This window comes from Mycolicibacterium sp. CBM1 (assembly GCF_054073305.1).
On the sequence record NZ_JBSXPP010000013.1, the window covers coordinates 80,432 to 104,858 of the forward strand.

A 24,427-nucleotide genomic window follows, 5' to 3' on the forward strand; every position below is an offset into this window, starting at 1 on the left:
GGTAGATTTGACCAGAATTACAAAGCTAACTGGAATTTAGCGACCACCACCGGTGAAGTCAAGAGATTGATTCAGCCATCGAGTCTGCATCCGGAGCGCAAAATCGTGTCCGATCGCGATCTGGGCGCAGACTCGTCTCAGCAGTCCGCGGCGTCAGGACAGCGCCGGGTAGACGCGCGAACCTGCGATGTTCGCGCTCAGCGAACACATTTGGTGGTTGCCGCCACCGGGCAGCGCGGCAGGGCCTCCTGGCTGGTCGACGTCACCGGCCGGAATCTGCACGCCGACGACAAGCACGGTCGCAGCGAGACCGGCGGGCAGCTGCCGGAGTGCGATGTGATTCACAGCCCGGGACTTACCCGGACAACCAGGTGGTAAAGGCCGGGCACCACGACCCGTCACCGCGGCCATTACCGTCGCGTGAGCCCGTCATCTCCTACCCTGTGCTGCATGCACCAAACGGCGGATGGCGGCCCATGACGCGCTTTCTGGCACGCCGCCTGCTGAACTACCTGGTGCTGCTGGCGCTGGCCTCCTTTCTGACCTTCACCCTCACCTCGCTGACGTTCACACCGCTGAACAGCCTGCTGCAGCGCAATCCGCGCCCCCCGCAGGCCGTCATCGACGCCAAGGCCGCGGAACTTGATCTCGACAAGCCGATCCCACTGCGCTACGGCCACTGGGTCGCCGGCGCAGTGCACGGCGACTTCGGTACCACCGTCAACGGCCAGCCGGTGTCCGACGAACTGTGGCGGCGTATCGGGGTCAGTCTGCGGCTGCTGGTGATCGGCTCGGTACTGGGCACCGTGATCGGTGTCGCGGTCGGCGCCTGGGGGGCGGTGCGTCAGTATCGGCTCTCGGACCGCGTCATCACCCTGCTGTCGTTGCTGGTGATCAGCACGCCGACGTTCGTCATCGCCAACCTGGCGATCCTGGCCGCCCTGAAAGTCAATTCCGTTCTGGGACTGCAGATCTTCGAGTACACCGGCGAGACGTCGCCAGACGCCGTCGGTGGGACCTGGAACCAGTTCGTCGACCGCCTCCAGCATCTGATCCTGCCGACCGTCACCCTCGCGCTGGGCGCGATCGCGGGTTACAGCCGCTACCAACGCAATGCGATGCTCGACGTACTCGGCCAGGATTTCATCCGGACCGCCCGGGCCAAGGGCCTCACCCGGCGCCAAGCCCTGTTCCGGCACGGGTTGCGCACCGCGTTGATCCCGATGGCCACGCTGTTCGCCTACGGTGTCGCCGGCCTGGTCACCGGCGCGGTGTTCGTAGAGAAGATCTTCGGCTGGCACGGTATGGGCGAGTGGGTGGTCCAGGGCATTGCCACCCAGGACACCAACATCGTCGCGGCGATCACGGTCTTCTCCGGTGCCGTCGTGCTGCTCGCCGGCCTACTGTCCGACGTCATCTACGCGATCCTCGATCCCCGGGTGAGGGTGACATGACCGACCCAACCAGCACGGCGGCCCAGTCTGGGCTGAAACCCGAGGAGTTCGCCTCGCGGCGCACCCTGGTGCTGCGCCGGTTCGCCCGCAACCGCGCGGCGATGGTCTCCCTGGTGGTGCTGGCCCTGCTGTTGATCGGCTGTTACGCGTTGCCGCCACTGCTGCCCTGGTCCTACACCGAGCTCGACTTCTACGCGTTGCAGGACCCGCCCAGCACCGAGCACTGGCTCGGCACCAACGCGCTCGGGCAGGACCTGTTGGCGCAGATCCTGCGCGGAATGCAGAAATCGATGCTCATCGGTGTGTGCGTGGCGGTGATCTCGACCGCGATCGCCGCGACCGTCGGTTCGATCGCCGGCTACTTCGGCGGCTGGCGCGACCGGGCCCTGATGTGGCTGGTGGACCTGCTGCTGGTGGTGCCCAGTTTCATCCTGATCGCCATCATCACACCCCGCACCAAGAACTCGGCGAACATCGCGCTGCTGATCGTCCTGCTCGCCGGCTTCAGTTGGATGGTCAGCTCCCGGATGGTGCGGGGCCTGACGATGAGCCTGCGTGAACGCGAATACGTCCAGGCCGCCCGCTATATGGGAGTCCCGAACCACCGGATCATCACCCGCCACATCATCCCCAACGTCGCCTCGATCCTGATCATCGACGCCGCCTTGAACGTCGGGGTCGCGATCCTGGCCGAAACCGGTTTGAGCTTCCTAGGTTTCGGTGTCCAGCCCCCGGACGTCTCGCTGGGCACCCTGATCGCCGACGGCACCAAATCGGCGACCACATTCCCGTGGGTGTTCCTGTTCCCCGCCGGGGTTTTGGTGCTGATCCTGGTGTGCGCCAACCTCACCGGTGACGGACTGCGCGACGCCCTGGACCCGGGCAGCGCCACGCTGCGGCGAGGACGCGTGAAGACCACGAAAAAGACCGACACATGACCGAGCCGTTACTGGATGTCACCGACCTGACCGTGACCTTCCCCACCGACAGCGGCGACCTCGCCGCGGTGCGGGGCCTGACCTATCAGGTACACCCCGGCGAGGTGCTCGCCATGGTCGGCGAATCGGGGTCGGGAAAGTCGGCCGCGGCGATGGCGGCAATCGGACTGCTGCCCGAATATGCCGGGGTTTCCGGTTCGGTGCGGTTGGCCGGCCGGGAACTTCTCGGCCGGTCCGACGAGGAGATGTCGACGATCCGCGGACGTCGCATCGGCACCGTGTTCCAGGATCCGATGTCGGCGCTGACCCCGGTCTACACCGTGGGCGACCAGATCGCCGAAGCGATCCGGGTGCATCACCGCGACGTCACCAAGCGGGCCGCCCGGGCCCGCGCAGTCGAACTGCTCGATCTGGTCGGCATCGCCCAACCCGAACAGCGGGCACGTGCCTTCCCCCACGAACTGTCCGGGGGCGAGCGGCAGCGCGTGGTCATCGCCATCGCGATCGCCAACGACCCGGACCTGCTCATCTGCGATGAGCCGACGACCGCCCTCGACGTCACCGTGCAGGCGCAGATCCTCGACGTCCTCAAGACCGCCCGTGATGTCACCGGCGCCGGGGTGCTGATCATCACCCACGACCTGGGCGTGGTGGCCGAGTTCGCCGACCGTGCGCTGGTCATGTACGCCGGGCGCGCCGTCGAGGTAGGCGGTGTCGACGAGCTGTACCGCGATCGCCGAATGCCCTACACCGCAGGGCTGTTGGGCTCGGCCCCCCGCCTTGATGCGCCACAAGGCACCCGGTTGGTCCCGATTCCCGGTGCGCCGCCGTCGTTGGTGGCGCTGCCGCCGGGCTGTCCCTTCGCGCCACGATGCCCGCTGGCGATCGACGAATGCCACACCGCGGAACCGGCATTGGTGGCCGTCGGCCCCGAAGACGGCCACCTCGCGGCGTGCATCCGTACCGACCAGGTGCAGGGCCGCAGCGCCGCCCAGATCTACGGGGTGTCCACCCAGCCTGCTGATACCCCCGATGCTGCCGATCCCCCCGTCGTCGTGCGGGTCCGGGAGTTGGTCAAGACCTACCGGCTCACCAAGGGAGTGGTGTTCCGCCGCCAGATCGGCGAGGTGCGCGCGGTCGACGGGCTGAGCTTCGAGCTGTTGGCGGGCCAAACCTTGGGTATCGTCGGTGAATCCGGCTCCGGCAAGTCCACCACGCTGCACCAGATCCTGGAGCTCAGTGCGCCGCAGTCGGGCACCGTCGAGGTGCTCGGCAACGATGTCGCCACACTGACGTCTGCCCGGCGGCGTGAGCTGCGCAGGGATCTGCAGGTGGTGTTCCAGGATCCGGTCGCTTCCCTGGACCCCCGGCTTCCGGTCTTCGAGTTGCTGGCAGAACCGTTGCAGGCCAACGGCTTCGACAAGTCCGCCATCGACACCCGGGTGGCCGAGCTGTTGGAGATCGTCGGGTTGCGCCGTGCCGACGCCAGCCGCTACGCGCAGGAGTTCTCCGGGGGGCAGAAGCAACGAATCGGCATCGCGCGCGCGCTGGCGCTGCAGCCCAAGATCATGGCCCTCGACGAGCCGGTGTCCGCGCTCGATGTGTCCATCCAGGCGGGCATCATCAACCTGCTGTTGGACTTGCAACGCGAGTTCGGGTTGTCGTATCTGTTCGTCTCGCACGACCTGTCGGTGGTCAAACACCTGGCTCATCGCGTCGCGGTGATGCACCGCGGCGTGATGGTGGAATACGGCGACGCCGATGCCGTCTTCGCCCACCCCCAGCACGAGTACACCCAGACGTTGCTGGCCGCCATCCCGCAACCGGATCCCACTCGCCACTAGCATCGACGGCGTGACCTCATTGATCCGCCGGCACGCCGGCCGAATCGCAGTGCTGGCAATCGTGGCGAGCGTGGTGCTGGCAGGCTGTTCGAGCAGCAAGCGAGACGTCCCGCCGGCGGGCGGCAACGCCGAGGTAGGCTCCACCAGCGACATCAATCCGCAGGACCCGGCCACCCTGCGCCAGGGCGGCAACCTGCGGCTGGCGCTGACATCGTTTCCGGCGAACTTCAACACGCTCAATGTCGACGGCAACGACGGTGACACCGGGGCGGTGCTGCGGCCGACCATGCCACGCGCGTTCGTCATCTCCTCCGACGGATCGATGAAGGTCAACAACGACTACTTCACCAGCGTCGAACTGACCAGCACGAACCCGCAGGTGGTGACCTACACCATCAATCCCAAGGCCGTCTGGTCCGACGGAACGCCGATCACCTGGGAGGACATCGCCGCCCAGATCAATGCCCGCAGCGGCAAGGACAAGGCCTTCGCGATCGCCTCGCCGGACGGCAGTGACCGGGTCGCCTCGGTCACCAAGGGTGTCGACGACCGCCAGGCGGTCATCACGTTCGCCAAGCCCTACTCGGATTGGCGCGGCATGTTCGCCGGCAACAACATGCTCTTCCCCAAGAGCGTGACCGGCAGCCCGGAAGCGTTCAACAAGGGTCAGCTAGGCGGCCCCGGACCGTCCGCAGGTCCGTTCATCGTCTCGACGCTGGACCGCACCGCACAACGCATCACCTTGACCCGGAACCCGAAGTGGTGGGGAACCCAGCCGCTCTTGGACTCCATCACCTTCCTGGTGCTCGACGACGCGGCTCGGGTCCCGGCTCTGCAGAACAACACCATCGACGCCACCGGACTCGGATCACTCGACGAGCTCACCATCGCCCGGCGCACCGCCGGGATCTCGATCCGCCGAACGCCTGGTCTGATGTGGTATCACTTGACCTTCAACGGCGCGCCGGGATCGATCCTGGCGGACAAGGCACTGCGGCTGGCGGTCGCCAAGGGCATCGACCGACAGGCGATCGCCGATGTCACGCAACGCGGGCTGGTCGACAAACCGGTGCCGCTGAACAACCACATCTTCGTGGCCGGCCAGGAGGGTTACCAGGACAACAGTCAGGTCGTCGCGTACGACCCGGAGAAGGCCAAGGCCGAACTCGACGCGTTGGGCTGGAAGCTCAACGGGCAGTTCCGCGAGAAGGACGGCAAGCAGCTGGTCATCCGCGATGTTCTCTACGACGCGCAGACCACCCGCCAGGTCGCCCTCGTCGCGCAGAACAGCCTGGCCCAGATCGGTGTCAACCTACAGATCGACGCCAAACCCGGGAACGGCTTCTTCACCAACTACGTCATTCCCGGTGACTTCGACATCGCCCAATTCAGCTGGGGCGGTGACGCGTTCGCCCTGGGTTCACTGAATCAGATCTACACCACCGGCGCCGAGAGCAACTTCGGCAAGATCAGTAGCCCCGAGATCGACGCCAAGGTCGAGCAGGTTCTCGACCAACTGGATCCGGACAAGGCCCGCGACCTCGCCAACGAACTGGACAAGCTGATCTTCGGCGAAGTGTTCAGCCTGCCGCTGTTCCAGTCCGCCGGTAACGTCGCCGTCCGCAGTAATCTGGCGAACTTCGGCCCGGCAGGTCTCGGTGACCTGAACTACACCGCGATCGGCTTCATGAAGTAGCCCGACCGGTCGGGGTGCGCATGACCGCGACGGGCAGCGCGGCCTCGAGCCGTGCGGCCGCCGAGATCGCCGACACCATCAACCGCACGGCGAGCCGGCTGGGCAGTGCGTCCAGCTCGTCCGCCTGCGCCGGCAGGGTGTCGATCCTGCCGGCGGCTGTGACGCAGGCGATGCGCAGTGCTGCGCGCTCCTTGGTGTCGAGCAAGCTGTGACCCGTGCTCGGCAACCGCACCAGCACCGAACCGTCGACGAGGCCGGCGATCCGCTCGGCAACGGGTCGCGGGGTCGTCAGGTCCCGGCCACCGGAGACGATGACCGTGGGCCAGCTGAACCGTGGCAGCTCGGCGACCAGATCGAAGGGCTCCGCCTCGAACGCCGCCGGGTTGTCAGCGGACTCCCGCATCGCCACGGCCGGGTCGAGCGGCAATCCGTCCGGAGTGGCCGCGTAGTTCAACTCGCGGTAACCGATCCGGCCGACGAGATCGGACTCGTTGTGGTACGGCGTCTTTCGGCCCTCCAGAAGATCGCCGACGCGGCCCATCACCGTCCACAGCAGGTGTCGGCCGGCCACCAGAAGGTCCAGCTGCTGGCTCAGCAGGCTCGCCCCACCGAACCCGTAGACCGCCGCGGCCAGCTGCGCTGCGGACGGCGTCATCACCCCGACGCCGACCAGCTGGCGAACCTTGTGGGCGAGGTCCTCGGTATCGGGTTGGTGCCCGTGCCAGAGCACGCTGCGCAGTGTGCGGCGCACCACCTCGATGTCGTCACCGGCCAGCAGCGGCGAATCCAGGATCATCGCGTGCACGCGGGACGGGTGGCGCACTCCGACCCCGGCAGCGATATAGGTGCCGTAGGAAGTGCCGTAGATAGTTGCCTGATCGACCTTGGCGTCGTCGAGCACGGCGGCGACGTCGTCGACGACCTGTTCGATGGTCAAGGCCTCCGGCGGCAGATCGGCGCCTGCGTCGTCATGGCGTGACATCCCGACGCCGCGGTGTTCGACCATGATCACGTCGAGTCCTGCGGCGGCCGCGCGCCGCCGAAGGCCCCGGTAGAGCGCAATCGAAGCGGCGCCCGGACCGCCGGGGATGATGACCACCGGGTGCCTGCTCTTCCGTCCGGTGCGCACGTAGTACAGGTCGAATTCGTCGCGACCACCCGCGGTCACCGGCCGGCGAACCGGCCGGACACCGGGCAGCGCGGCCAGTTTGCGGTGGGCTCGACGACGTTTCCCGTTCAGAGTCATCGCCGGCCTGCCATCCCTCGATTCTGCCTTCCGCGCGCCGGGAAGGGAATGCGGCCGGTGGCAGGGTCTTAGGTTCGGGGTGAGCCAAAGCAGTGTCCCGCTCGTGGGCCGTCGGTAGAAACAGGGCCATGACCACTGTTGAATCTGTCAACCGCATCCTGCCGGGCACACCGGAGTTCACCGATCTGCTCGCTACCATCCGGTCGGGCGCCAAGGACCGAGACCTGAACGACGAGAACCCGTTCGACCAGGTCAACGCTCTCAAGCGGGCCGGTTTCGGCACGCTGCGCCTGCCCGCCGAGCTCGGTGGCGCTGATTACACTGTCCGCCAGCTGTTTTCGACGATCATCGATGTCGCGGCGGCTGATCCGATTGTGGCGCACATCTTCCGGACACACTTCTGGTTCGTCGAGGAGCGCCTGCGCACTCTCGGCGGAGGGCAGGAGCGAAGCGACCCGGGAATTGGCACAGATCCTCGCTCGCGGCAGTGGCTGGCCAAGGTCGCCGAGGGCAAAATCGTCGGTAATGCGTTCAGCGAGAAGGGATCGAACGCGGTCGGCAGCCTGGTGTTCAACACCCGGTTGTTACCTGCTTCGGACGGCTTCCGGCTCACCGGCGAGAAGTTCTACAGCACCGGAACGTTGTTCTCCGACTACCTGACCGTCACGGCGACCACCGACCACGACTCGGTGGCCACGGTCATCGTCCCCGCCGACCGTGAGGGTGTCCGGCTGATCGACGACTGGGACGGCTTCGGTCAGCGTCGCACCGGAACCGGCACGACGATCTTCACCGACGTCGCCGTGACACCCGAAGAGGTGCTGGCCGACTCCCCCTACGACGCCGACCCGGCGCCGACGGTGCAATACGCCTCCTTGCAGCTCTACATCCACGCCGTGGTGGCGGGCGTGCTGCAGACCATCGTCGACGACGGGGTCGAGCTGCTGCGTTCGCGCACCCGCAGCTTCAGCCATGCACTGGCCGAGAGCCCGGTGGACGATCCGCTCTATCAGCGCCTCCTGGGCGAGTTGGCCAGCACCGCCTACATCGCCCGCGCCGCGGTGCTCGACGCCGCAGGCGCCGTCGAGGCTGCGACGGCTTCGGTACACCCGTCCATCCCGGGCGTGCCGGACGCGGACCTCTCGGTCGAGGCCCAGCTCAAGGTCGCCAAGGTGAAGGTGCATCTGGACGCCGTCGCCCCGGAAGCGGCGACCCGGCTGCTCGAACTGGGCGGTGCCAGTGCGGCCAGCCGGCAACGCAACCTCGACCGGCACTGGCGCAACGTTCGCACGATCACGCTGCACAACCCGGTGGCGTACAAGGCCCGGGTGATCGGCCAGAACCTGTTGCACGGCACGCCTGTGCCGGCCAACGCCTACTTCTGACGCGCTTCCTTCTTCGCCCAAACCGACGTATGGGCGAAGAAGTGCAAGTGGGCAGCACCATTTCGTCGATCTCGACCGACCTTGGAGACCAAAGTCGGCCTCGAGGCCGAGCACGTTGAACGACTTCGTCGACTCGGTGGTGCCGGTACCGCCGATTGCAGGCCGCCGGCTGAGGTGACCCGCAAGGGCGTCCACGCCATCGGACACCTTCGTTAGGGGACAAAGTCCCGAGTTGCCCGCGTGACCTTCTGTCGGGTGTGACCGCCGCCGTAAGTTTGTGACGGAGCACACAATGACTGAATTCATGCGCAGCACCGACGCGTTCACGTGGTCGATGGAGTCCGACCCGCGGCTGAGATCCACCGTGGTGACGGTGATCCTTCTGGACCGGTCACCGGACTGGGAGCTGGTCAGGGAGCGGTTCGCCATCGTTAGCCGCAACCTGCCGATGTTCCGCCAGCGGGTGGTCGAGACCCTTCCGCCGGCGCCCCCGCGATGGGAGTGGGCACCGGACTTCGATCTCGACTTCCACATGCGCCGCGTGTCGGCGCCCCAGCCGGGCAACCTCGACGGCGTGCTGGAGATGGCGCGGCTGGCCGCGATGGACGACTTCGACCGGGCTCGGCCGATGTGGAACGCCACCCTGATCGAAGGGCTCGACGACGGCGGGGCGGCGGTGCTGTGCAAGTTCCACCACGCGCTGACCGACGGTGTCGGCGGAGTGCAGATCGCGATGACGCTGTTCGATCCCACCGAGGAGCCGCGCGCCATCGACTCGGTACCAGACGAGCCGGTGTGGACCTCGTCGCAGCCGCTGGAGGGTTACCGCGACGCCGTGCGCTACGACGCCGGACTTCTCGGCAAGGCGGTCACCGAGACCGTGAAGACCGTTCCCCGCCTGGTGTTCAACACGATTCGGCGTCCACTGCAGACCGCCGCCGCAGCCACCGAGCTGGCCGCATCGGTGTACCGCACCGTGCGCCCGGTGACCGAGACCGGCTCGACGCTGATGAAAAACCGCACGCTGGTTCGCAGGCTCGGTGTCCACGAGGTGTCGCTGCCGGCGCTACGGGAGGCCGCGCACCGCAGCGGCGGCTCGCTGAACGATGCGTTCGTGGCCGGAGTGGCCGGTGGGCTGCGCCGCTACCACGAGAAGCACGGTGTGCCGGTGGGCGAGCTGCACCTGACCATGCCGATCAGCCTGCGGACAGCGGACGACGGCATGGGCGGCAACCGAATCGGGTTGATGCGCTTCGACGTTCCGGCCGGTGTAACCGACCCGGCGCAGCGGATCAGCCAGATCAGTGAGAGGACGGCGAAGGTGCGCGCCGAAAAGTCGCTGCCATACACGCAGCTGATCGCCGGCGCGCTGAACCTGATGCCGCGCTGGTACATCGGCTCGGTGCTGCGGCACGTGGACTTCCTGTGCAGCGACGTGCCGGGCGTCCCGGTACAGGTGTATCTCGGCGGAGCGAAGGTGCGCATGCAGTACGCGTTCGGCCCGACAGTGGGCTCGGCCGTCAACGTCACGCTGCTGACCTACCTCGACACCTGTTCGCTGGGAATCGATGTCGACACCGGCGCGATCCCGGACTTCGAGGAGTTCTCCGACTGCCTGGTGGCGGGATTCGACGAGGTGCTGGCACTCGCCGATTGACGACTCAGGACCCTACCTAGCGCTGCCGCCCCAGCGCAACGGTCACAACTCGGCTCAACTCACCTGGCCGTAGACGTTCTGGTAGCGGTCATAGAGCTGGTCGACGGCCGGTTGGGGAATCGGCAGCGGGTCCCCCAGTTGGCGGGCGATGTGTACGGTCCTGGCCACGTCCTCCAACATCACCGCGGCCTTGACCGCGTCGCGCGCGTCACCTCCCACCGTGAACGGTCCGTGATTGCACATCAGCACCGCCCGGCTTCGATGTCCCCTCAGCGTCTCGACGATGCCGCGGCCGATGGAGTCGTCGCCGATCACCGAAAACGGGCCGACGGGTATCGGTCCGCCGAATTCGTCTGCCATCGCGGTGATCACGCACGGAATGGGCTCACCGCGGGCCGCCCACGCCACCGCGTAGGTGGAGTGGGTGTGAACCACCCCGCCCACCTCGGGCATGTGCCGGTAGACGTAGGCGTGAGCGGCGGTATCGCTGGACGGCTTGCGGTGCGACCCCGTCGAGCCCGCCACGACGGAACCATCCAACGTGCACAGCACCATATCGGCCGGCCCCAGGCGATCGTAGGGCACACCGCTGGGCTTGATCACCATCAGGTCCGTACCCGGCACCCGCGCCGAGACATTGCCTCCGGTCCACACAACTAGGCCGTTGACGACCAGTTCCTGGTGCAGCTCGGCCACCTGCCGGCGCACGTCGTCGATCACCGCCTCGAGGGTCATCGCGGTGCACCCATCGGGAGATCGAGGAGCCCGAACCGGTATTCGATGACGTTGCGGTAGGTCTCACCGGGACGCAACACCACCGACGGAAACTTCGGCTGGTTCGGCGAATCCGCGAAGTGTTCGGGCTCTAGAGCGATGGCGTCACCCTGCCGGTAGATCCGACCGCTGCGACCGATCACGCTGCCGTCGAGGAAGTTACCGGTGTACACGTCGAGGCCCGGCGCTGTCGTCCACACCTCCAGAACACGCCCCGAATCGGACTCGACCAGTTGAGCGGCGCGGCTCACCACGTCGCGGTCAGGGCCTTTGCGCAGCACGTAATTGTGGTCGTAGCCGCGGCCGAGCCGCAGCTGCTCGTCCCCGACACGAACCCGCTCTCCGACAGGACGCAGGTCACGGAAGTCGAAGGGTGTCGCATCGACGGTCGCATATTCACCGGTCGGAACCAGCGAGGGCGTCACCGGTAGATATGCGTCCGCTTCGACTTTCAACAGGTGGTTGGCGACGCTGCCCGAACCCTCGCCAGCCAGGTTGAAATAGCTGTGCCCGGTCAGGTTCACCACTGTGGGCGCATCCGTCGTCGCCTGCAGCGACAGCCGCAGGACGTTACTGTTACGCAACAGCTCGTAGCACGCCGTGATCGTCAATGCACCGGGAAAGCCGTTGTCGCCGTCATCACTTCGTATCGTCAGCAGCACCCCACAGGATTCGGGTTCGTCGAAGGTTTGCAGATCCCAGACGCGCTTGTCCAGGCTCTCGGCCCCGCCATGCATGGTGCCGAACTCGTCGTTGCGATTCAACCGGTACCGCACACCGTCGAGTTGGAAGGTGGCATTGCCGATCCGGTTGGCGCACCTGCCGACAATCGCGCCGAAGTACGCCGTATCCGCCTCGTAGTCGGCGAAGTCGTCGAATCCGAGTACGACGTTGGCGGTCTGTGCATCGTGCCCGGGCACCTCGAGTGTCTGGACGATACCGCCGTAGGACAGTATCGCGACGCTCATCCCGCATCGGTTCACCAGCACCGCGCGCTGCACCGGCGTGCCGTCCCGCGTGACACCGAACGGCTCGGTCCGCACCCCGCCGGTCATCAGCATTGTTTGACCGCCATGTCGTCGATCAGCGCACGCAGGGCTGGTTCATCGGCCTCGAGATCGGTGTTGATGGTGTCGCGGCTGGTCACGCTGAGCGCCGACAGTAGCGATGCGAACGCGTTGGCTGCGACGAGGCCCAAGCCACGCAACTCGCCCATGATCAACCCGGCCAGGTGGGCGTCCCCGGCGCCGGCGGTGTTGACAGCCTGCACGGCCCGAGGCTCACGATGGACCAGTTCCGCACCGTTCCACACCCAGCTTCCGCGGCGGCCAGCGGTGATGCAAAACTGCAGTGCGGGATAGGTTTTGACGAGTAGATCTGCCGCACGTCCGACGATGTCCACCGGATCGGATGGTTCCTGTTTCCCGCCGTGACCGACGAGCGCGGCCGCCTCGTCGGAGTTGATCGACAAGACGTCCACCAGCTCGAGCATGCCCGAGGCGTGAACCTCGGCCATTTCCGCGGACAGGAACGAGGCGAATCGGCGGAAGCGGTACCGGGTGGCCAGCTCGAGCAGGGCCATGCGGGCCGCCAGCCCGACCTCCGGCGCGGCGAGTGCGATTCCTCGACCAGCGTGCTCGACGAACAGCGATTCGGCCGCCCCGATGTCGGCCGGACCGACATCGGCGCTGGCGGTGTCGACGAAGGTGAGGTTGCCGCCGTCGCCGTCAGGGTAGGTGAAACAGATGGAGTTCAGAGTCGGCTTCTGCCTGTCCATCGAGACCAGGGATACATCCATACCTTCAGATGCCATCTCGGTCAACACAGTTCGTCCTGCGGCGTCCTCACCCACACACCCCACCGGGACGATCAGAGGTCGAGGGCGGCTGAGCCGGGCGACGTAATGCAAGATGATGTGCAGCTTGCACCGGTCACGGGAGTCGACCAACCGCACCGCCCTGCTCTCCTCACGCCCAAGCGTGTGATTGCCTTGCATGAGTACAGCGGTTCCCACCCCCAGCCCTCCGGTTCCGACGACGACGTCGTAGCCAGCTGAGGCGACGTGGCTCACAGCGCAAAGTCCCACTCGGCATGCAACGAAATCGGATGTGTTGCAGTCTCTTCGGTGGCCGTCAACAGCGCATCAGGGTGCTCCTGCAGCAAGGTCATCGGATACTCGGGCGTCGGATCGCCGAACAACGCCACACGCAGGGCCGTCTGCTTCCAGGCGCCGGTGTCGCTGAACAGCCGCACCTTGCGCGCCGCGAGGATCTCGCGCATGCCCAGCGTCACCGACATCGGCGGAACGAACTGATAGGCGCCGCCCAGGGTCCGCTGCGCCAACGCGATGATGGTGTCGACGTTGTTGTCCTGCATCCGCGCAACAGAATTGCGAATGTCGTCGACCGACAGTTCACTGAACGGATTGCGCCGCGCCTGGTTGTAGGCGACGTGGCCGTCCTGCCCCCACCCGCCGTAGGCGAGGTCGGCCGGGTCTTCGATGAGTGCAGCCGACATCTGCAGGTAGGTGTCGGGTCGAAGCCAATGCCGGAATTCCAGCGGCGGCCGCAAGTGTTCCTCGAGTGCGCCGTAGAACTCGCGCTCCATGGTGCCGCGGAAGCTGTAGGGGTGATCCAACGGCAGTTCGCGCCCCTGCCAGTCCAGGCACTCGTCCATGTGGAACACCTCGACGTTGTGCAGGTTCACCTGCCGGGCGTTGACGATCGCTGCGAACGGCGCCATCCAGGCCATCGGCCCGCACGGAAGAATCACCCGGAAGATCCGACCGGCGAACTGCGCATCCGTGATCGCCGTGACGAGTTCCTCGGCCATCGTCTCACCCATGACGGCCCGATCGGCGACGATCCGTAACGGCACCCGGCGGTCCGGGTGTGCCTCCAGATCGGCGGCAGGCACCGAGCACCACTGCAACAGGGCATGCTTAGAGATAGTTTCCACTACTTCATTCCTTGTCGTGATTGATTCCGCTACAAGCGGTTTGGTCAGAAAATTGGATCAAGGAAGCGGATTGAGCGCGTCCAGCGCACGTTCCGTTGCCTTGAAGATGGCGCCGACCACACCGCCGTCGGCCCCGAAGGCAGCCAGACGCATGTTCGGCTTGATCGGGACGAGATCGTTGACCTCAGCGCGTAACGCCTCGATCAATAGATCACCGCCCCGCGACAACCCGCCGGCGATCAGAACGCACTCGGGGTTGATGACGCATACTGCCGACGCGATGCCGGCGGCGATGCGACGAGTCATACGATTGAACACCGCGAGCGCCGCGGCGTCGCCCTCGTGGACGCCGCGGAAGATCACCTCGGCGTCCACGTCGTCGGGATCTCCGCCGGCGAGTTCGCGAAGGCGCGCACCGCCGGGTTCCATCGCGGCAGAGCGCCCGTGCCGCGCCCAGGCCCGGCCGCCGGCCGCCCACTCCCAGGCGCCGATGCCGCTGCCGACCGGCGGCTCGTCACCGAAACTCAAAGGCAAATAACCTAATTCGCCCGCGGCCCCGAGAGCACCGGTGCACAGTCGGCCACCGACGATGATCCCGCCACCGATGCCGATACCGAGGTGGACGTACAGCACGGTGTCGATTCCCTTGGCCGCGCCGGCGATCGACTCCGCCAACACCGACAGATCGGTCTGCCGTTCGACGAACACCCGCTCGGTGTCGATATCGAGGCAATCCGCGATGGCCGCTTGCAGATCGGTCCCGTCCCAGCCCAGGATCTGCGGTGCCAGACTGACCACCTGAGTCTTGGGATCCACGACACCCGGCGTACTCACGACGACGGTGTGGAAATCGACACCGCTCAGACCATCTTCCGCACCGATGGCCGCCACCGACTTCGCGACCAGACTGAGCAGGTACTTACGATCCGGCTTCTCCCGCCGAGTGCGAATCTCCCTGCTCGCGACGATTTCTCCGGTGAGGCTGGCCACCCGCGCATGGACTTTGTCGGCACCGATGTCGATGCCGAGCAGCAATCCGTGTTTGGTCGCCACCCGCAGGCCCAAGGCGGGCCGGCCCTGCCCTCGTTTGGCAGGCTCTGGCGCAAACTCCTCCAGCAGGCCCTCGGTGATGAGGTCGTCGCAGATCTCCTTGATCGCCGTCTTCGACAGCTTGATGATCGCGCCGAGCTGGGCCCGGGTGATACCGCCGCTGCTCTGCACGACGTCGAGGATCAAGCGGCGGTTACGTGCCCGCGCCCGCTGCGGGCTGTCGAATGCGACGACCGACGTCATCGGCGCTCGTCCGGCGTCGCGGGCAACAAGCCGGTCGCAGCCGAGGTTTCCGGTGAGAGATCGGGCGCGACAGTCACCACGGCAGGCTCGGCACCGCGGCGAGCGAAAAGGGCTGCGGTGGCGGCGCATACGATGAACACGATGGCTGCGATGTTACCGATGTTCCCCGGGTAATCCGGCCACGGCACGAACTGGAAGTACAACGGCGCCAGCAGGATGACGATCGCGAGCGCGGGGAACACCACATGGATCACCATGTTGGCGCCGTCTCGGTGGTCGACGAGGTGGTACTTGATGCATGCCGCGCAGGTCATGATGTAGATGATGATGGCGAACACCGTGATGAGCGCCCCGAGCACGGAGAAGGTGACGACCGGGCCCAACACGAGGCCGAGCACGAGAGCCACGCCGATCGATATCGCGGTCTGGAAGTAGATCGCAAAGACCGGTGTCGCATGCACTGGATGCGTGTCGGCGAAGCGTGCCGGCAATCGGCCCATCCGGCCCAGAGCGAACACGATGCGCGACGCGGCGATGGTGCCGGCATTGGCGTTACCGATGAAGCTGTTGACCAGCGCGAGCAGGACCAGGACCCAGGCCGGCCCCCAGAACTTGTGGGCCAGGGTGATCCACGGGCTGTCCGCCGTGGCGAAGCTGTCCATCTTGTCGAAGCCCCATCCGATGACCGAGGCGTAGGAACACAGGATGTAGAAGGCTCCACACGCCACAGCGGAGTACATGATCGTCCGCGGAATGGTGCGACGGGGATCCTTGACCTCTTCTGCCAGCGGCGCGGCTGTCTCAAAACCCTGGAACGCCAGGATCGAGAACACCACCGCTTTGAAGATGCCCGCCCAGCCGGGTTCGAGTGCGTGCGCGGGGTTGAACACCGCCAGCGTGTTCTCACCGCTGTTGGACACGATCATCCAGACCGCCAGCACCACGAAGATGCCCAGTTCGGCGGCTCCCATCACGACGCCCGTCGCGGTCGACTGCTCGACACCTCTGATGTTGAGCAGGCAGACCAGCAGCGCTGCGGGGATCACGAAGACCCACCAGGGGATGTTGACGTGCAGCGCGGCGTCGACGGTGCCGGACAGGAACTGACCGAAGAACACCAGCACGATCGGTGCGATCAGCAGTTCCAGGGGTGCGTACAGCCACCCGACGAACGCACCGGCTTTCGGCCCGAAGCACTGCTCGACGTAATCGGCCAGGCCGCCGGCGGTGCTGAACACCTTCGCCATCGAGCCGACCGCCACCCCGACGAGCAGGATGACGATCAAGGCCAACAGAACCGCCAGCGGAGTTGCCGGGCCGGCGAAACCGACCGCGACCAACAACGACGAGGCAACCCCGGCGGCCGGCCCCATGTGGGTGAGCGCTTGAAAAACACCCTGGACCAACCCGATGGATTCGCCATTGAGGGATTTGTCCTGCGTCGGTGTCGCCACGTGATCTCCTAATTAGATCGGACACTGTCCTTATTAAGGGAGAAGGTAGACCCTGACGCTGCGCTCGGCAAGAGGAGCGGCGTTACCAATCTGTAAATCCACCCGGTAGAGCCCAGCAAAGTCGCAACCGTCGTCGGCGCGAACAGATCGCGGATCGCCGACACCGCGCGTAGGCCGCTGTCTCATCGACAAGCCGATGCCTCATCGACGAATGTCAGAAGGGCCAGGTGGCGCCGCCCGGTGGCGCGTCGCCGTCAGGCGGTCAGTTCGATGACGTGCGCGTCCTGCACGCCCAGGTACCGTGCGGGCGTGCAGGTCAACACGATCACCTGTCCGTGGTCGCCAACGCTGTCGAAGACGGCACCCATCTTGGTCAACCGGTCGGGATCGGTGAACCCCAGCGCGTCGTCGATGACCACCGGTACGGCGTCCTCCTTGGCGACCAGCGCGGCACCCGCCAGCCGCGCGAGGATCCCGAGCTGCTCCTTGGCTCCCCCGGACAACGACTCGTAGGGAACCGTGCGACCGTCCAAGGTGCGGTTGCCGATTCGCAGATCGCTGTCGATCTCGACTTCGAAGGACGGCCCGAAAACCGGGCGGCCCAATCGCTCTATCTCCGCTCGGAACGGGGCGACGTAGCGCTGCCTGGCGGTGTCGCGGTGGCGTGACATCACCGACCTCAACAGCTGTGCCGCGCGGGCGCGGCGGGAGATCCGCGCATGTTCAGCGGCGGCGTGCTCACGGGCGATCTGCGCGGCGTCGAGCTTGCTCTGGCGGCCTTCGCTTCCCATCAGCCCCAGCTCGACGGTGATGTCGCGCAGCGCCTGTTCTATCGCGGTGTGTTCACGCTCCCGCTCCGCGGCGGCCGCCTTGACCGCTGCCAGCTCCGCCTCGACCGCTGCAGGATTCGCCGCGGCATACCGCTGGGCAAGTTCGGCCACTGCGGCATCTGCGCGGCTTTGCGCCTCGGCGTCAGCGGCGGCTCGGGCAGCCAGCTGCTCGTCCCCGGTGAGCGCACGAAGCTGCGTCAGCCGTTCGTTCGCGCGATCGAGCTCCGCGGCGGCATCGGCGGTCTTGGCACGCAAAACCGTGAGCGCCGTGGCCTTTTCGGCCAGTTGCGCTTCGGCTTGTGTCACGGCGCGCCGGTGCAGGTCCGCCTGGGCACGCGCCTGGGTGAGCGTCTCGGTGCGGCTGGCGAGCTCGGCGCGCACGGCCGCGGCGTCGAGTTCGTCACCCAGTTCCGGCGGGACGGCCGCTTGCAGGGCGGCCAGGCGCGAGCGCATCTCGTCGACACCGTCGCCCTCGCACAATCCCGTCAGAGTCGCGGTGAGCTCAGCGCGCCGGTCGGTCAGCGTGCGGCGATGCCCCTCGATCAGGCGGGCGTGCGCAAGATCAGCGGCACCGCCCTGGCTCAGTGCCTCGGCCAGTACACCGCGCGCGGCGTCGAGTTTGACCTGAGTGTCGGTGGTGGTGGCGCCCGGGTCGATGCGCACAGTGAGCACCCCCGGCAGGTCCACCGTCGCAGGCGAGGAGTTCGCCGGCATCCACCGCTGCCCTGCCGCGAGACGCACCGTCTGATCGCCGACGGTGAACTCCAAGTCCGTCGCGGCGGTGAATTCCACCGTGGTGGCGGTCGAGGAAAGCTGGGCGACAAGGCGATCCACCAGCGACACCGCCGCCTCGATATCGGCCATCACCTCAGTGCTCAGCGTGATCGCCGAGAGCTGCTGAGCCAACTGAGCGAGTTCGCGCTGGGCGGCGTCGACGCGATCAAGTCGCGCAGCGAGACGCTCCACCTGATCCCTGGTAGCCAGACCGTCCACCACCCGACGGGCGGTGTCGGCTGCGATGCGCGCCGCCTCGACGGCCGCGTCCGACTCCTCGGCAGCGGCACAAGCCATCTCGGCGACCTGACGCGCAGTCGACTCGGCCTCGATCGCGGCGGCAAGGCCGGCGTCGAGTTCGGCGACCGCAGCGCTGCGCGCCTGCAGCTCCCCGCACAACCGAACTCGCTCGGCCTGTGCGGCGGCCGACGCGCCACTCGTCGCCCGAGCTGCGGCAGCCACGAGCGTGGCGTCCTGCAGTTGGTCGGCCAGCAGGTTCAGGGCGGCGGAGGCGGCCTCGGCCGCGGTCAACCGCGCCGCAACCTCGTGCCGCTGGTCGGCCAGGAGGGTCGCCCTGCCGGCCAGCTCGGCATGCCGATGGACCCGGTCGTCGACCTCGGCGACCGCTGCCGCGCACCGCGTCACTTCGTCGTCGGCGGCCCGCAGTGACGCGATCGCGGCGGCCCACTGCCCGGTTGGCCGGCCCGTCGAAGTGAAGTACCTGGCGTGCTCCTCGTCGATGCGTTCAATCAACAGCGGCTCGGTGCCGGAGAGTGCCGCGTCGTCGCCGGCCGCCAGGTCGAGCGCGCGGGATAATGCGTCGCATTCCGAAAGATCAACCGCTGCAGTCGATCCGGCCTGCAGAACCCTTTGGGCATGCCACAGTCGGGTGTCCACCGTCTCGCCGAGCATCGCGAGCACCCGGTCGTGGGCCTCGTCACCGGTGAGCTGTTCGCGGCGCGGCTCGAGGATGGTCAGCTCGGTCTTGGGTCGCTTGTGGAAGCACTTGGTATAGACGAATCGGTATGGGCCCGTGCTGATCTCGGCGAGCACCTCGGACCCGACGTCGGCATGGGTGGGCTTGACCTGCTTGACGTCCTTCTTCGTCGAGCGGTCCTTGGACTCCAGCAGCAGGTCCAGCGCCTCGATCATCGACGTCTTGCCGACCTCGTTAGCTCCGCACACCACGACGACACCGTGATCGGGGAATTGGATGTCGCGGTGGGTGATTCCGCGATAGTTGGTCAGAACCAACCGGTGCAGCTTCATGCGGCACTGCCCCCGGCCAGCCGCAACAGCAGGCCGAGCGCACCCTGGGCGTCCTGCGCCGCCTCCCCATCGCCGTTTCGTGCGGTGGCGATCAGTTCGTCGAGTGCCGTCGCGGCGAACCCACCGATACCGAGGCCGTCGAACTCCCCGTCGGCCGGCATCACCGCAATGTCGGTGTGCCGATCCCAGGTACCCAGGTAGGCGAACAGCCGGGAGTACTTGTCCAGGCAGGCGTCCAGCGCCGCCCGGTCGGTGACGGTCAGTGTGCCGGTGAGCCCCAGTTGCACCACCGTGCGGTCTTTGTCGGTCATCAAGTCGAGGTTGAGGTCGAGGTCGGCGATGTCGCGGCTGTCGTTGACCGGCCGGTGCAGGGTGAGAAAACGCCAGCGCCCGACATCGTGGGTGGCCACCGTGACGGGGTGGGCGGGATCGTCCTCGTCGATGTCGACCACCAGGACGTGACCCGGGTCGGACTCCACGTGGTCGTAGTTGGTGACTTCCGGTGAACCGGAATACCACACCCGGCCGCTGTCCCCCACGCAGGTGCGAGAGTGCTTGTCCCCCAGGGCGACATAGTGCACCGCACCACGGCCTAGCGCCTCCGACAGACCGGACATCGCGATCAGCGACGGCTTCCCGGGATCGGGATCGAGGACGTCGACGCCGCCGTGCGCGACCAGGATGCGGGTGGTTCCGTCGGCGGGCAGGTCCGCCAGTACCGGGGCGACCAGATCGGCGGTCGGGGCTTTCGAGCGCCACGGCGCGGCGACGAGTTCGGCCCCCGGCCGTACCACCCACACGCCCTCACGGTCGAGCACGACCACGTTGTCCGGGCACTCGGCCCGGAACAAGGCGCTGGTGTACACCGACGACGCGTCCAACGGGTCGTGATTGCCCGGCAGAAGGTAGACCGGAACACCGATGGCACGCATGGCTTCCAACGACTGACTGATCACTTTCGGAGCCAGCTGGTTGCTTTCGAAGACATCCCCGGCGACCACGACAAACTCCGCACCGGTGCGCTGCGCCAGCTCGCCGAGGCCCGCGACCGCATCCCGCCGCGCAGCCGAATAGCGCGGCTGCGCCTCCCCCTCCAGGAAGTGGCGCGTCATGCCGAGCTGCCAGTCGGCGGTGTGCAGGAATCGCATGGCGGCGAGTCTATGGCGGTGCGCCGACAAGTCCGTGGACCTCGATCGGCATGTGGGCGCCAGGTTCTACGCTGACTGCGTGACAGCCGCAGAACGCACCCTCGTGGTGATGCGCCACGCCAAGTCGGACTATCCCGACGGGGTGGCCGACCATGACCGTCCGCTGGCGCCACGCGGCGTCCGGGAGGCAAGCCTGGCGGGTGATTGGCTGCGCGCGAGCGTGCCGCCAATCGAGTTGGTGCTCTGCTCGTCGGCCACCCGAACGCGGCAGACCCTGGACCGGACCGGGATCAGCGCCCCGGTGAGATTCTCCGAGCGGCTCTACGGCGCCACCCCGGGCACCATGCTCGACGAAATCAACCAGGTCGGCGATGATGTCACGACCGTGCTGGTCGTCGGCCACGAACCGACCGTCAGCCAGCTGACGCTCGGCCTGGCCGACCTGGATCGGTCGAACGCGGACGCCACCGCTGGGGTGGCGATGAAGTTCCCCACCTCCGGCATCGCCGTGCTGCGGGTACCGGGCTTGTGGTCGGCTCTCGAACTCGACGGCGCGACGCTGGCGTCGTTCCACATACCCCGATAGCCCACCGCGCGCATCGAGTCAGACCTGAGAGCGAGTTCGACGACGAATCGTCGCTGCCAGTTCTGAATGGTCGCCGCTAGGAGTTCGTGGCCAGCGTCAGCTCCATCAACTTGATGGCCTGACCGCACGCGTCGATCCCGGGTGCCTGCGGATTGATCCACCACCCGACGACACCGCCGGCGTCACTGGCCACCCCACAGGCCCCGTTGGGGTCGGACGTGCGCATGACGATCGACGGCACACCGGCGATCGACCGGTTCTCGATCTGGTACTTGAGGAACTGGGCCACCGCGCGCTCGTTGTCCAGGCTGCCCTGCTCGTACCAGAACCGGGTGATGTCCACCAGGCCCGCCGGATTGGCCGCCTGCCAGCGGCAGACCGCACCGACGAACGTGCTCTGGATGTCCAGCGGATCGGCCCCCACGGTCTTGGCCAGGATGTCCGTGGTCAGGACGTCGCACTCCTTGAGCAGGTTCGGGTACTGCTGAGCCGAGTTGTCGTTGCGGGGCACGCTGCCCGAACCGGACTTTGCCGCGGTGCCGTCGACCGTGCGTGCGCAGCCGCTGACCATGACGAGGGCCGAGAGCACTGCCACGGCGCTCACTAGAAGCCGGCGCGCGCTCATTTGGAGTTCACGATCGACTGCCGGGTCAGTTCCTTGGCCACGTCGCAGGCCGGCGGGAACGGCTTCTCGGCGAAGCTGACCGACCATTCGATGAAGTCGTCGTTGAACTGGATGCCGACCTCGCACAGGTTGTCCCCCAGAGTCGGATCGGTTCCGACGGCGATGAAACCGCTGTGGCCTTCGATGTTGATGTCCTCGACGCTGGTGCGCGACAGCTCCTCGGTCTTGCGTTCGCGCCCGATGGGGCTTCCCCGATACCAGGTGAAGGAGAAGTGCGGACCGAGGATGCCGCCGCCGGCGAGCCACTGACAGCCGATGGAGTTCTTCGCCGTGTTCACCAGCCCAGTCACTCGGGTCTGCTCGGCCATCGTCTGGTCACTGATGCCGCCGCACTCGGGGAACATCGGCCCGTGCTTGGCGTTGCCCGGCTGCGGCCCGGCGGACTGGGTCGCCTGCGGCTGGTCAGAGCCGCCACCGGAATCCGAGCATGCACCCAGAGCCGGAATTGCAGCCATGATGGCTACCGCCCCTGCGGTCAGCGCCAATTTGCGCGTCGCTGTCATGCGCACCTGCTGCGAGTCACAGCATGCACTGTAGCGGCCACCCCTCGGTGCAACCACCGACATGCCGCTTGACCTGCCACTTTGCTAACAATCTGCGGCACGGGACGCGACGCGGCTGCGCAGGCCGGCGAGCGCTGGACCACAACCAGGTATGCGACAGTAACGACATGCTTCTGGCACTGCTGCGACAGTATGTCCGGCCGTACCGGTGGCTGGTCGCTGCCGTGATGGTGCTGCAGACCATCAGCACGCTGGCCTCGCTCTACTTACCCACCGTCAACGCCGCCATCATCGACGACGGGGTGGCCAAGGGCGACACCGGACTGATCGCCGAGCTGGGCGGGGTGATGCTGGCGGTGACAGCGCTGCAGGTGGTGTGCGCTGTCGGCGCGGTCTACTTCGGGTCCCGCACCGGTATGGGTTTCGGCCGCGACCTGCGCTCGGCGATGTTCCACCACGTCACGACGTTCTCCGATCAGGAGACGGCCCGGTTCGGGGCGCCGTCGCTGCTGACCAGGACCACCAACGACGTCCAGCAGATCCAGGTGCTGACCCAGATGACCACCACCACCCTGGTCACCGCACCCATCATGTGCGTGGGCGGCATCCTCATGGCGGTCCACCAGGACGCCGGCTTGTCCTGGCTGTTGCTCGTCAGCGTCCCGGTGCTGGCGCTGTCGAACTATTGGGTGGTTTCGCGGATGCTGCCCATCTTCCGCAGCATGCAGCGGCTGATCGACGGCATCAACCGGGTGTTGCGCGAACAACTGTCCGGCATCCGGGTGATCCGGGCGTTCGCCCGCGAACCCTTCGAACAGCAGCGTTTCGCAGCGGCCAACGCCGCGGTGTCCGACACAGCGCTGGCCGCCGGCCGGTGGCAGGCCCTGATGCTGCCGGTCACCACGCTGACTATCAACGTCTCCAGCGTCGCGCTGATCTGGTTCGGTGGTCTGCGCATCGACGCCGGGCAGATGCAGGTGGGCTCGCTGATCGCATTCCTGTCCTACTTCATGCAGATCCTGATGGCCGTCATGATGGCCACCCTGATCCTGGTGATGCTGCCCAGGGCCGCGGTGTGCGCCGAGCGGATCACCGAGGTGCTCGCCACCCGCAGCGCGATCAGCAGCCCCGCTTCCCCGCGCCACCCCGATGGACCGATCCGCGGCACCGTCACCCTGGACAACGCGACCTTCTGCTACCCCGGCGCCGAACGCCCCGTGCTGGAAGGTATTTCGCTGACCGCGCGGCCCGGGACGACGACGGCGATCGTGGGCAGCACCGGGTCGGGGAAGTCGACCCTGGTGTCGCTGATCTGCCGGCTCTACGACGTCACCGACGGGGCGGTGCGAGTCGACGGCATCGACGTGCGCGACTACGCCACCGAAACCCTCTGGGCCACCCTGGGGCTGGTTCCGCAACGCGGCTACCTGTTTTCCGGAACTGTCGCCGACAATCTGCAGCTCGGGGCGCCTCCCGGCCAGGTGGCCACCGAGGACGACATGTGGTCGGCGCTGCGGGTAGCCGCCGCCGACGACTTCGTGCGTGACCACCCCGAGGGGCTGAACATGCGGGTGGCCCAGGGCGGCATCAATTTCTCCGGCGGCCAACGCCAGCGACTGGCGATCGCCCGCGCGGTGATGCGTCGCCCGGCGATCTACCTGTTCGACGACGCGTTCTCCGCGCTGGACGTGCACACCGACGCCCGGGTCCGCGCCGCCCTGCGCGAGGTGTCGGCCGAGGCCACGGTGATCATCGTCTCGCAGCGGATCTCCACCGTCGTGCAGGCCGACAGCGTCGTCGTCATCGACGGCGGCCGCGTCGTCGGCACCGGCACCCACGAGACGCTGCTAGCCGAGTGCCCCACCTACGCCGAGTTCGTCGACTCGCAGTCGGTGGGCGCGGTCGTCGGGGGCGGCTCGTGACCGGGCCGGCG

At 66.9% G+C, this 24,427-nt stretch carries 20 protein-coding genes; 8 read left to right on the plus strand and 12 right to left on the minus strand.

The window, feature by feature from the left end; translation table 11 throughout:
* Nucleotides 1-153: 153 nt before the first annotated feature.
* On the minus strand, nucleotides 154-345 hold the full coding sequence (locus ACXDF8_RS17800) for a hypothetical protein (RefSeq protein WP_457224604.1): 192 nt from the start codon (nucleotides 343-345) through the stop codon (nucleotides 154-156).
* Nucleotides 346-476: 131 nt separating this feature from the next.
* On the opposite strand from ACXDF8_RS17800, the gene ACXDF8_RS17805 reads away from it, so the two are divergent.
* From ACXDF8_RS17805 to ACXDF8_RS17820, 4 genes are read left to right on the plus strand one after another with little or no spacing between them, the layout of a single operon-like run.
* Complete coding sequence (locus ACXDF8_RS17805; protein WP_457224605.1) at nucleotides 477-1,454, plus strand: oligopeptide ABC transporter permease OppB; 978 nt, start codon at nucleotides 477-479, stop codon at nucleotides 1,452-1,454.
* Nucleotides 1,451-2,392 carry an oligopeptide ABC transporter permease OppC gene (locus ACXDF8_RS17810; protein WP_457224606.1) on the plus strand — a complete coding sequence of 314 codons (942 nt, stop codon included), beginning with the start codon at nucleotides 1,451-1,453 and terminating at the stop codon, nucleotides 2,390-2,392. The genes ACXDF8_RS17805 and ACXDF8_RS17810 overlap by 4 nt, the downstream gene beginning before the upstream one ends.
* Nucleotides 2,389-4,236, plus strand: a complete 1,848-nt coding sequence (locus tag ACXDF8_RS17815; protein ID WP_457224607.1) for an oligopeptide ABC transporter ATP-binding protein OppD — start codon at nucleotides 2,389-2,391, stop codon at nucleotides 4,234-4,236. The genes ACXDF8_RS17810 and ACXDF8_RS17815 overlap by 4 nt, the downstream gene beginning before the upstream one ends.
* A 49-nt stretch (nucleotides 4,237-4,285) precedes the next feature.
* Nucleotides 4,286-5,932 carry an oligopeptide ABC transporter substrate-binding protein OppA gene (locus ACXDF8_RS17820; RefSeq protein ID WP_457224689.1) on the plus strand — a complete coding sequence of 549 codons (1,647 nt, stop codon included), beginning with the start codon at nucleotides 4,286-4,288 and terminating at the stop codon, nucleotides 5,930-5,932.
* On the opposite strand, the gene ACXDF8_RS17825 is transcribed toward ACXDF8_RS17820, so the two are convergent.
* A complete protein-coding gene (locus ACXDF8_RS17825) occupies nucleotides 5,922-7,178 on the minus strand; it encodes an alpha/beta hydrolase (protein WP_457224608.1) in 1,257 nt (418 codons plus the stop codon). The genes ACXDF8_RS17820 and ACXDF8_RS17825 overlap by 11 nt on opposite strands.
* 128 nt (nucleotides 7,179-7,306) lie before the next feature.
* On the opposite strand from ACXDF8_RS17825, the gene ACXDF8_RS17830 reads away from it, so the two are divergent.
* Both ACXDF8_RS17830 and ACXDF8_RS17835 read left to right on the plus strand, forming a co-directional pair.
* The gene (locus ACXDF8_RS17830; RefSeq protein ID WP_457224609.1) at nucleotides 7,307-8,563 is read left to right on the plus strand and encodes an acyl-CoA dehydrogenase family protein; all 1,257 of its coding nucleotides are present in this window, start codon (nucleotides 7,307-7,309) and stop codon (nucleotides 8,561-8,563) included.
* A 292-nt stretch (nucleotides 8,564-8,855) separates the two neighbouring features.
* Nucleotides 8,856-10,220 (plus strand): wax ester/triacylglycerol synthase domain-containing protein, encoded by a 1,365-nt coding sequence (locus tag ACXDF8_RS17835; RefSeq protein ID WP_457224610.1) that lies wholly within the window; start codon nucleotides 8,856-8,858, stop codon nucleotides 10,218-10,220.
* A 54-nt stretch (nucleotides 10,221-10,274) separates the two neighbouring features.
* On the opposite strand, the gene ACXDF8_RS17840 is transcribed toward ACXDF8_RS17835, so the two are convergent.
* From ACXDF8_RS17840 to ACXDF8_RS17875, 8 genes are all read right to left on the minus strand, one after another.
* Entirely contained in the window at nucleotides 10,275-10,955 is a 681-nt protein-coding gene (locus tag ACXDF8_RS17840) for an L-ribulose-5-phosphate 4-epimerase (RefSeq protein ID WP_457224611.1), read from the minus strand.
* On the minus strand, nucleotides 10,952-12,049 hold the full coding sequence (locus tag ACXDF8_RS17845) for an aldose epimerase family protein (RefSeq protein WP_457224612.1): 1,098 nt from the start codon (nucleotides 12,047-12,049) through the stop codon (nucleotides 10,952-10,954). The genes ACXDF8_RS17840 and ACXDF8_RS17845 overlap by 4 nt, the downstream gene beginning before the upstream one ends.
* Nucleotides 12,049-13,065, minus strand: a complete 1,017-nt coding sequence (locus ACXDF8_RS17850; protein WP_457224613.1) for a carbohydrate kinase family protein — start codon at nucleotides 13,063-13,065, stop codon at nucleotides 12,049-12,051. The genes ACXDF8_RS17845 and ACXDF8_RS17850 overlap by 1 nt, the downstream gene beginning before the upstream one ends.
* On the minus strand, nucleotides 13,062-13,952 hold the full coding sequence (locus tag ACXDF8_RS17855) for a sugar phosphate isomerase family (RefSeq protein ID WP_457224614.1): 891 nt from the start codon (nucleotides 13,950-13,952) through the stop codon (nucleotides 13,062-13,064). Before ACXDF8_RS17855 ends, ACXDF8_RS17850 begins: the two co-directional genes overlap by 4 nt.
* 57 nt (nucleotides 13,953-14,009) lie before the next feature.
* Entirely contained in the window at nucleotides 14,010-15,245 is a 1,236-nt protein-coding gene (locus ACXDF8_RS17860; RefSeq protein ID WP_457224615.1) for an ROK family protein, read from the minus strand.
* On the minus strand, nucleotides 15,242-16,699 hold the full coding sequence (locus tag ACXDF8_RS17865) for an APC family permease (RefSeq protein ID WP_457224616.1): 1,458 nt from the start codon (nucleotides 16,697-16,699) through the stop codon (nucleotides 15,242-15,244). The genes ACXDF8_RS17860 and ACXDF8_RS17865 overlap by 4 nt, the downstream gene beginning before the upstream one ends.
* Before the next feature lie 254 nt (nucleotides 16,700-16,953).
* Nucleotides 16,954-19,572 (minus strand): AAA family ATPase, encoded by a 2,619-nt coding sequence (locus tag ACXDF8_RS17870; RefSeq protein WP_457224617.1) that lies wholly within the window; start codon nucleotides 19,570-19,572, stop codon nucleotides 16,954-16,956.
* Nucleotides 19,569-20,720: a metallophosphoesterase family protein gene (locus ACXDF8_RS17875; RefSeq protein ID WP_457224618.1), complete on the minus strand. Its 1,152-nt coding sequence runs from the start codon at nucleotides 20,718-20,720 to the stop codon at nucleotides 19,569-19,571. The genes ACXDF8_RS17870 and ACXDF8_RS17875 overlap by 4 nt, the downstream gene beginning before the upstream one ends.
* A 79-nt stretch (nucleotides 20,721-20,799) precedes the next feature.
* Between ACXDF8_RS17875 and ACXDF8_RS17880 the strand changes: the two genes are divergently transcribed.
* Complete coding sequence (locus tag ACXDF8_RS17880; protein WP_457224619.1) at nucleotides 20,800-21,306, plus strand: SixA phosphatase family protein; 507 nt, start codon at nucleotides 20,800-20,802, stop codon at nucleotides 21,304-21,306.
* A gap of 76 nt (nucleotides 21,307-21,382) precedes the next feature.
* Here ACXDF8_RS17880 and ACXDF8_RS17885 read toward each other — a convergent pair whose 3' ends face one another.
* Together ACXDF8_RS17885 and ACXDF8_RS17890 are read right to left on the minus strand one after the other, a co-directional pair.
* Entirely contained in the window at nucleotides 21,383-21,931 is a 549-nt protein-coding gene (locus tag ACXDF8_RS17885; RefSeq protein ID WP_457224620.1) for a DUF3558 domain-containing protein, read from the minus strand.
* Nucleotides 21,928-22,494, minus strand: a complete 567-nt coding sequence (locus ACXDF8_RS17890; protein ID WP_457224621.1) for a DUF3558 domain-containing protein — start codon at nucleotides 22,492-22,494, stop codon at nucleotides 21,928-21,930. The genes ACXDF8_RS17885 and ACXDF8_RS17890 overlap by 4 nt, the downstream gene beginning before the upstream one ends.
* A gap of 167 nt (nucleotides 22,495-22,661) precedes the next feature.
* Between ACXDF8_RS17890 and ACXDF8_RS17895 the strand changes: the two genes are divergently transcribed.
* Complete coding sequence (locus ACXDF8_RS17895; RefSeq protein ID WP_457224622.1) at nucleotides 22,662-24,416, plus strand: ABC transporter ATP-binding protein; 1,755 nt, start codon at nucleotides 22,662-22,664, stop codon at nucleotides 24,414-24,416.
* Nucleotides 24,417-24,427: the final 11 nt, after the last annotated feature.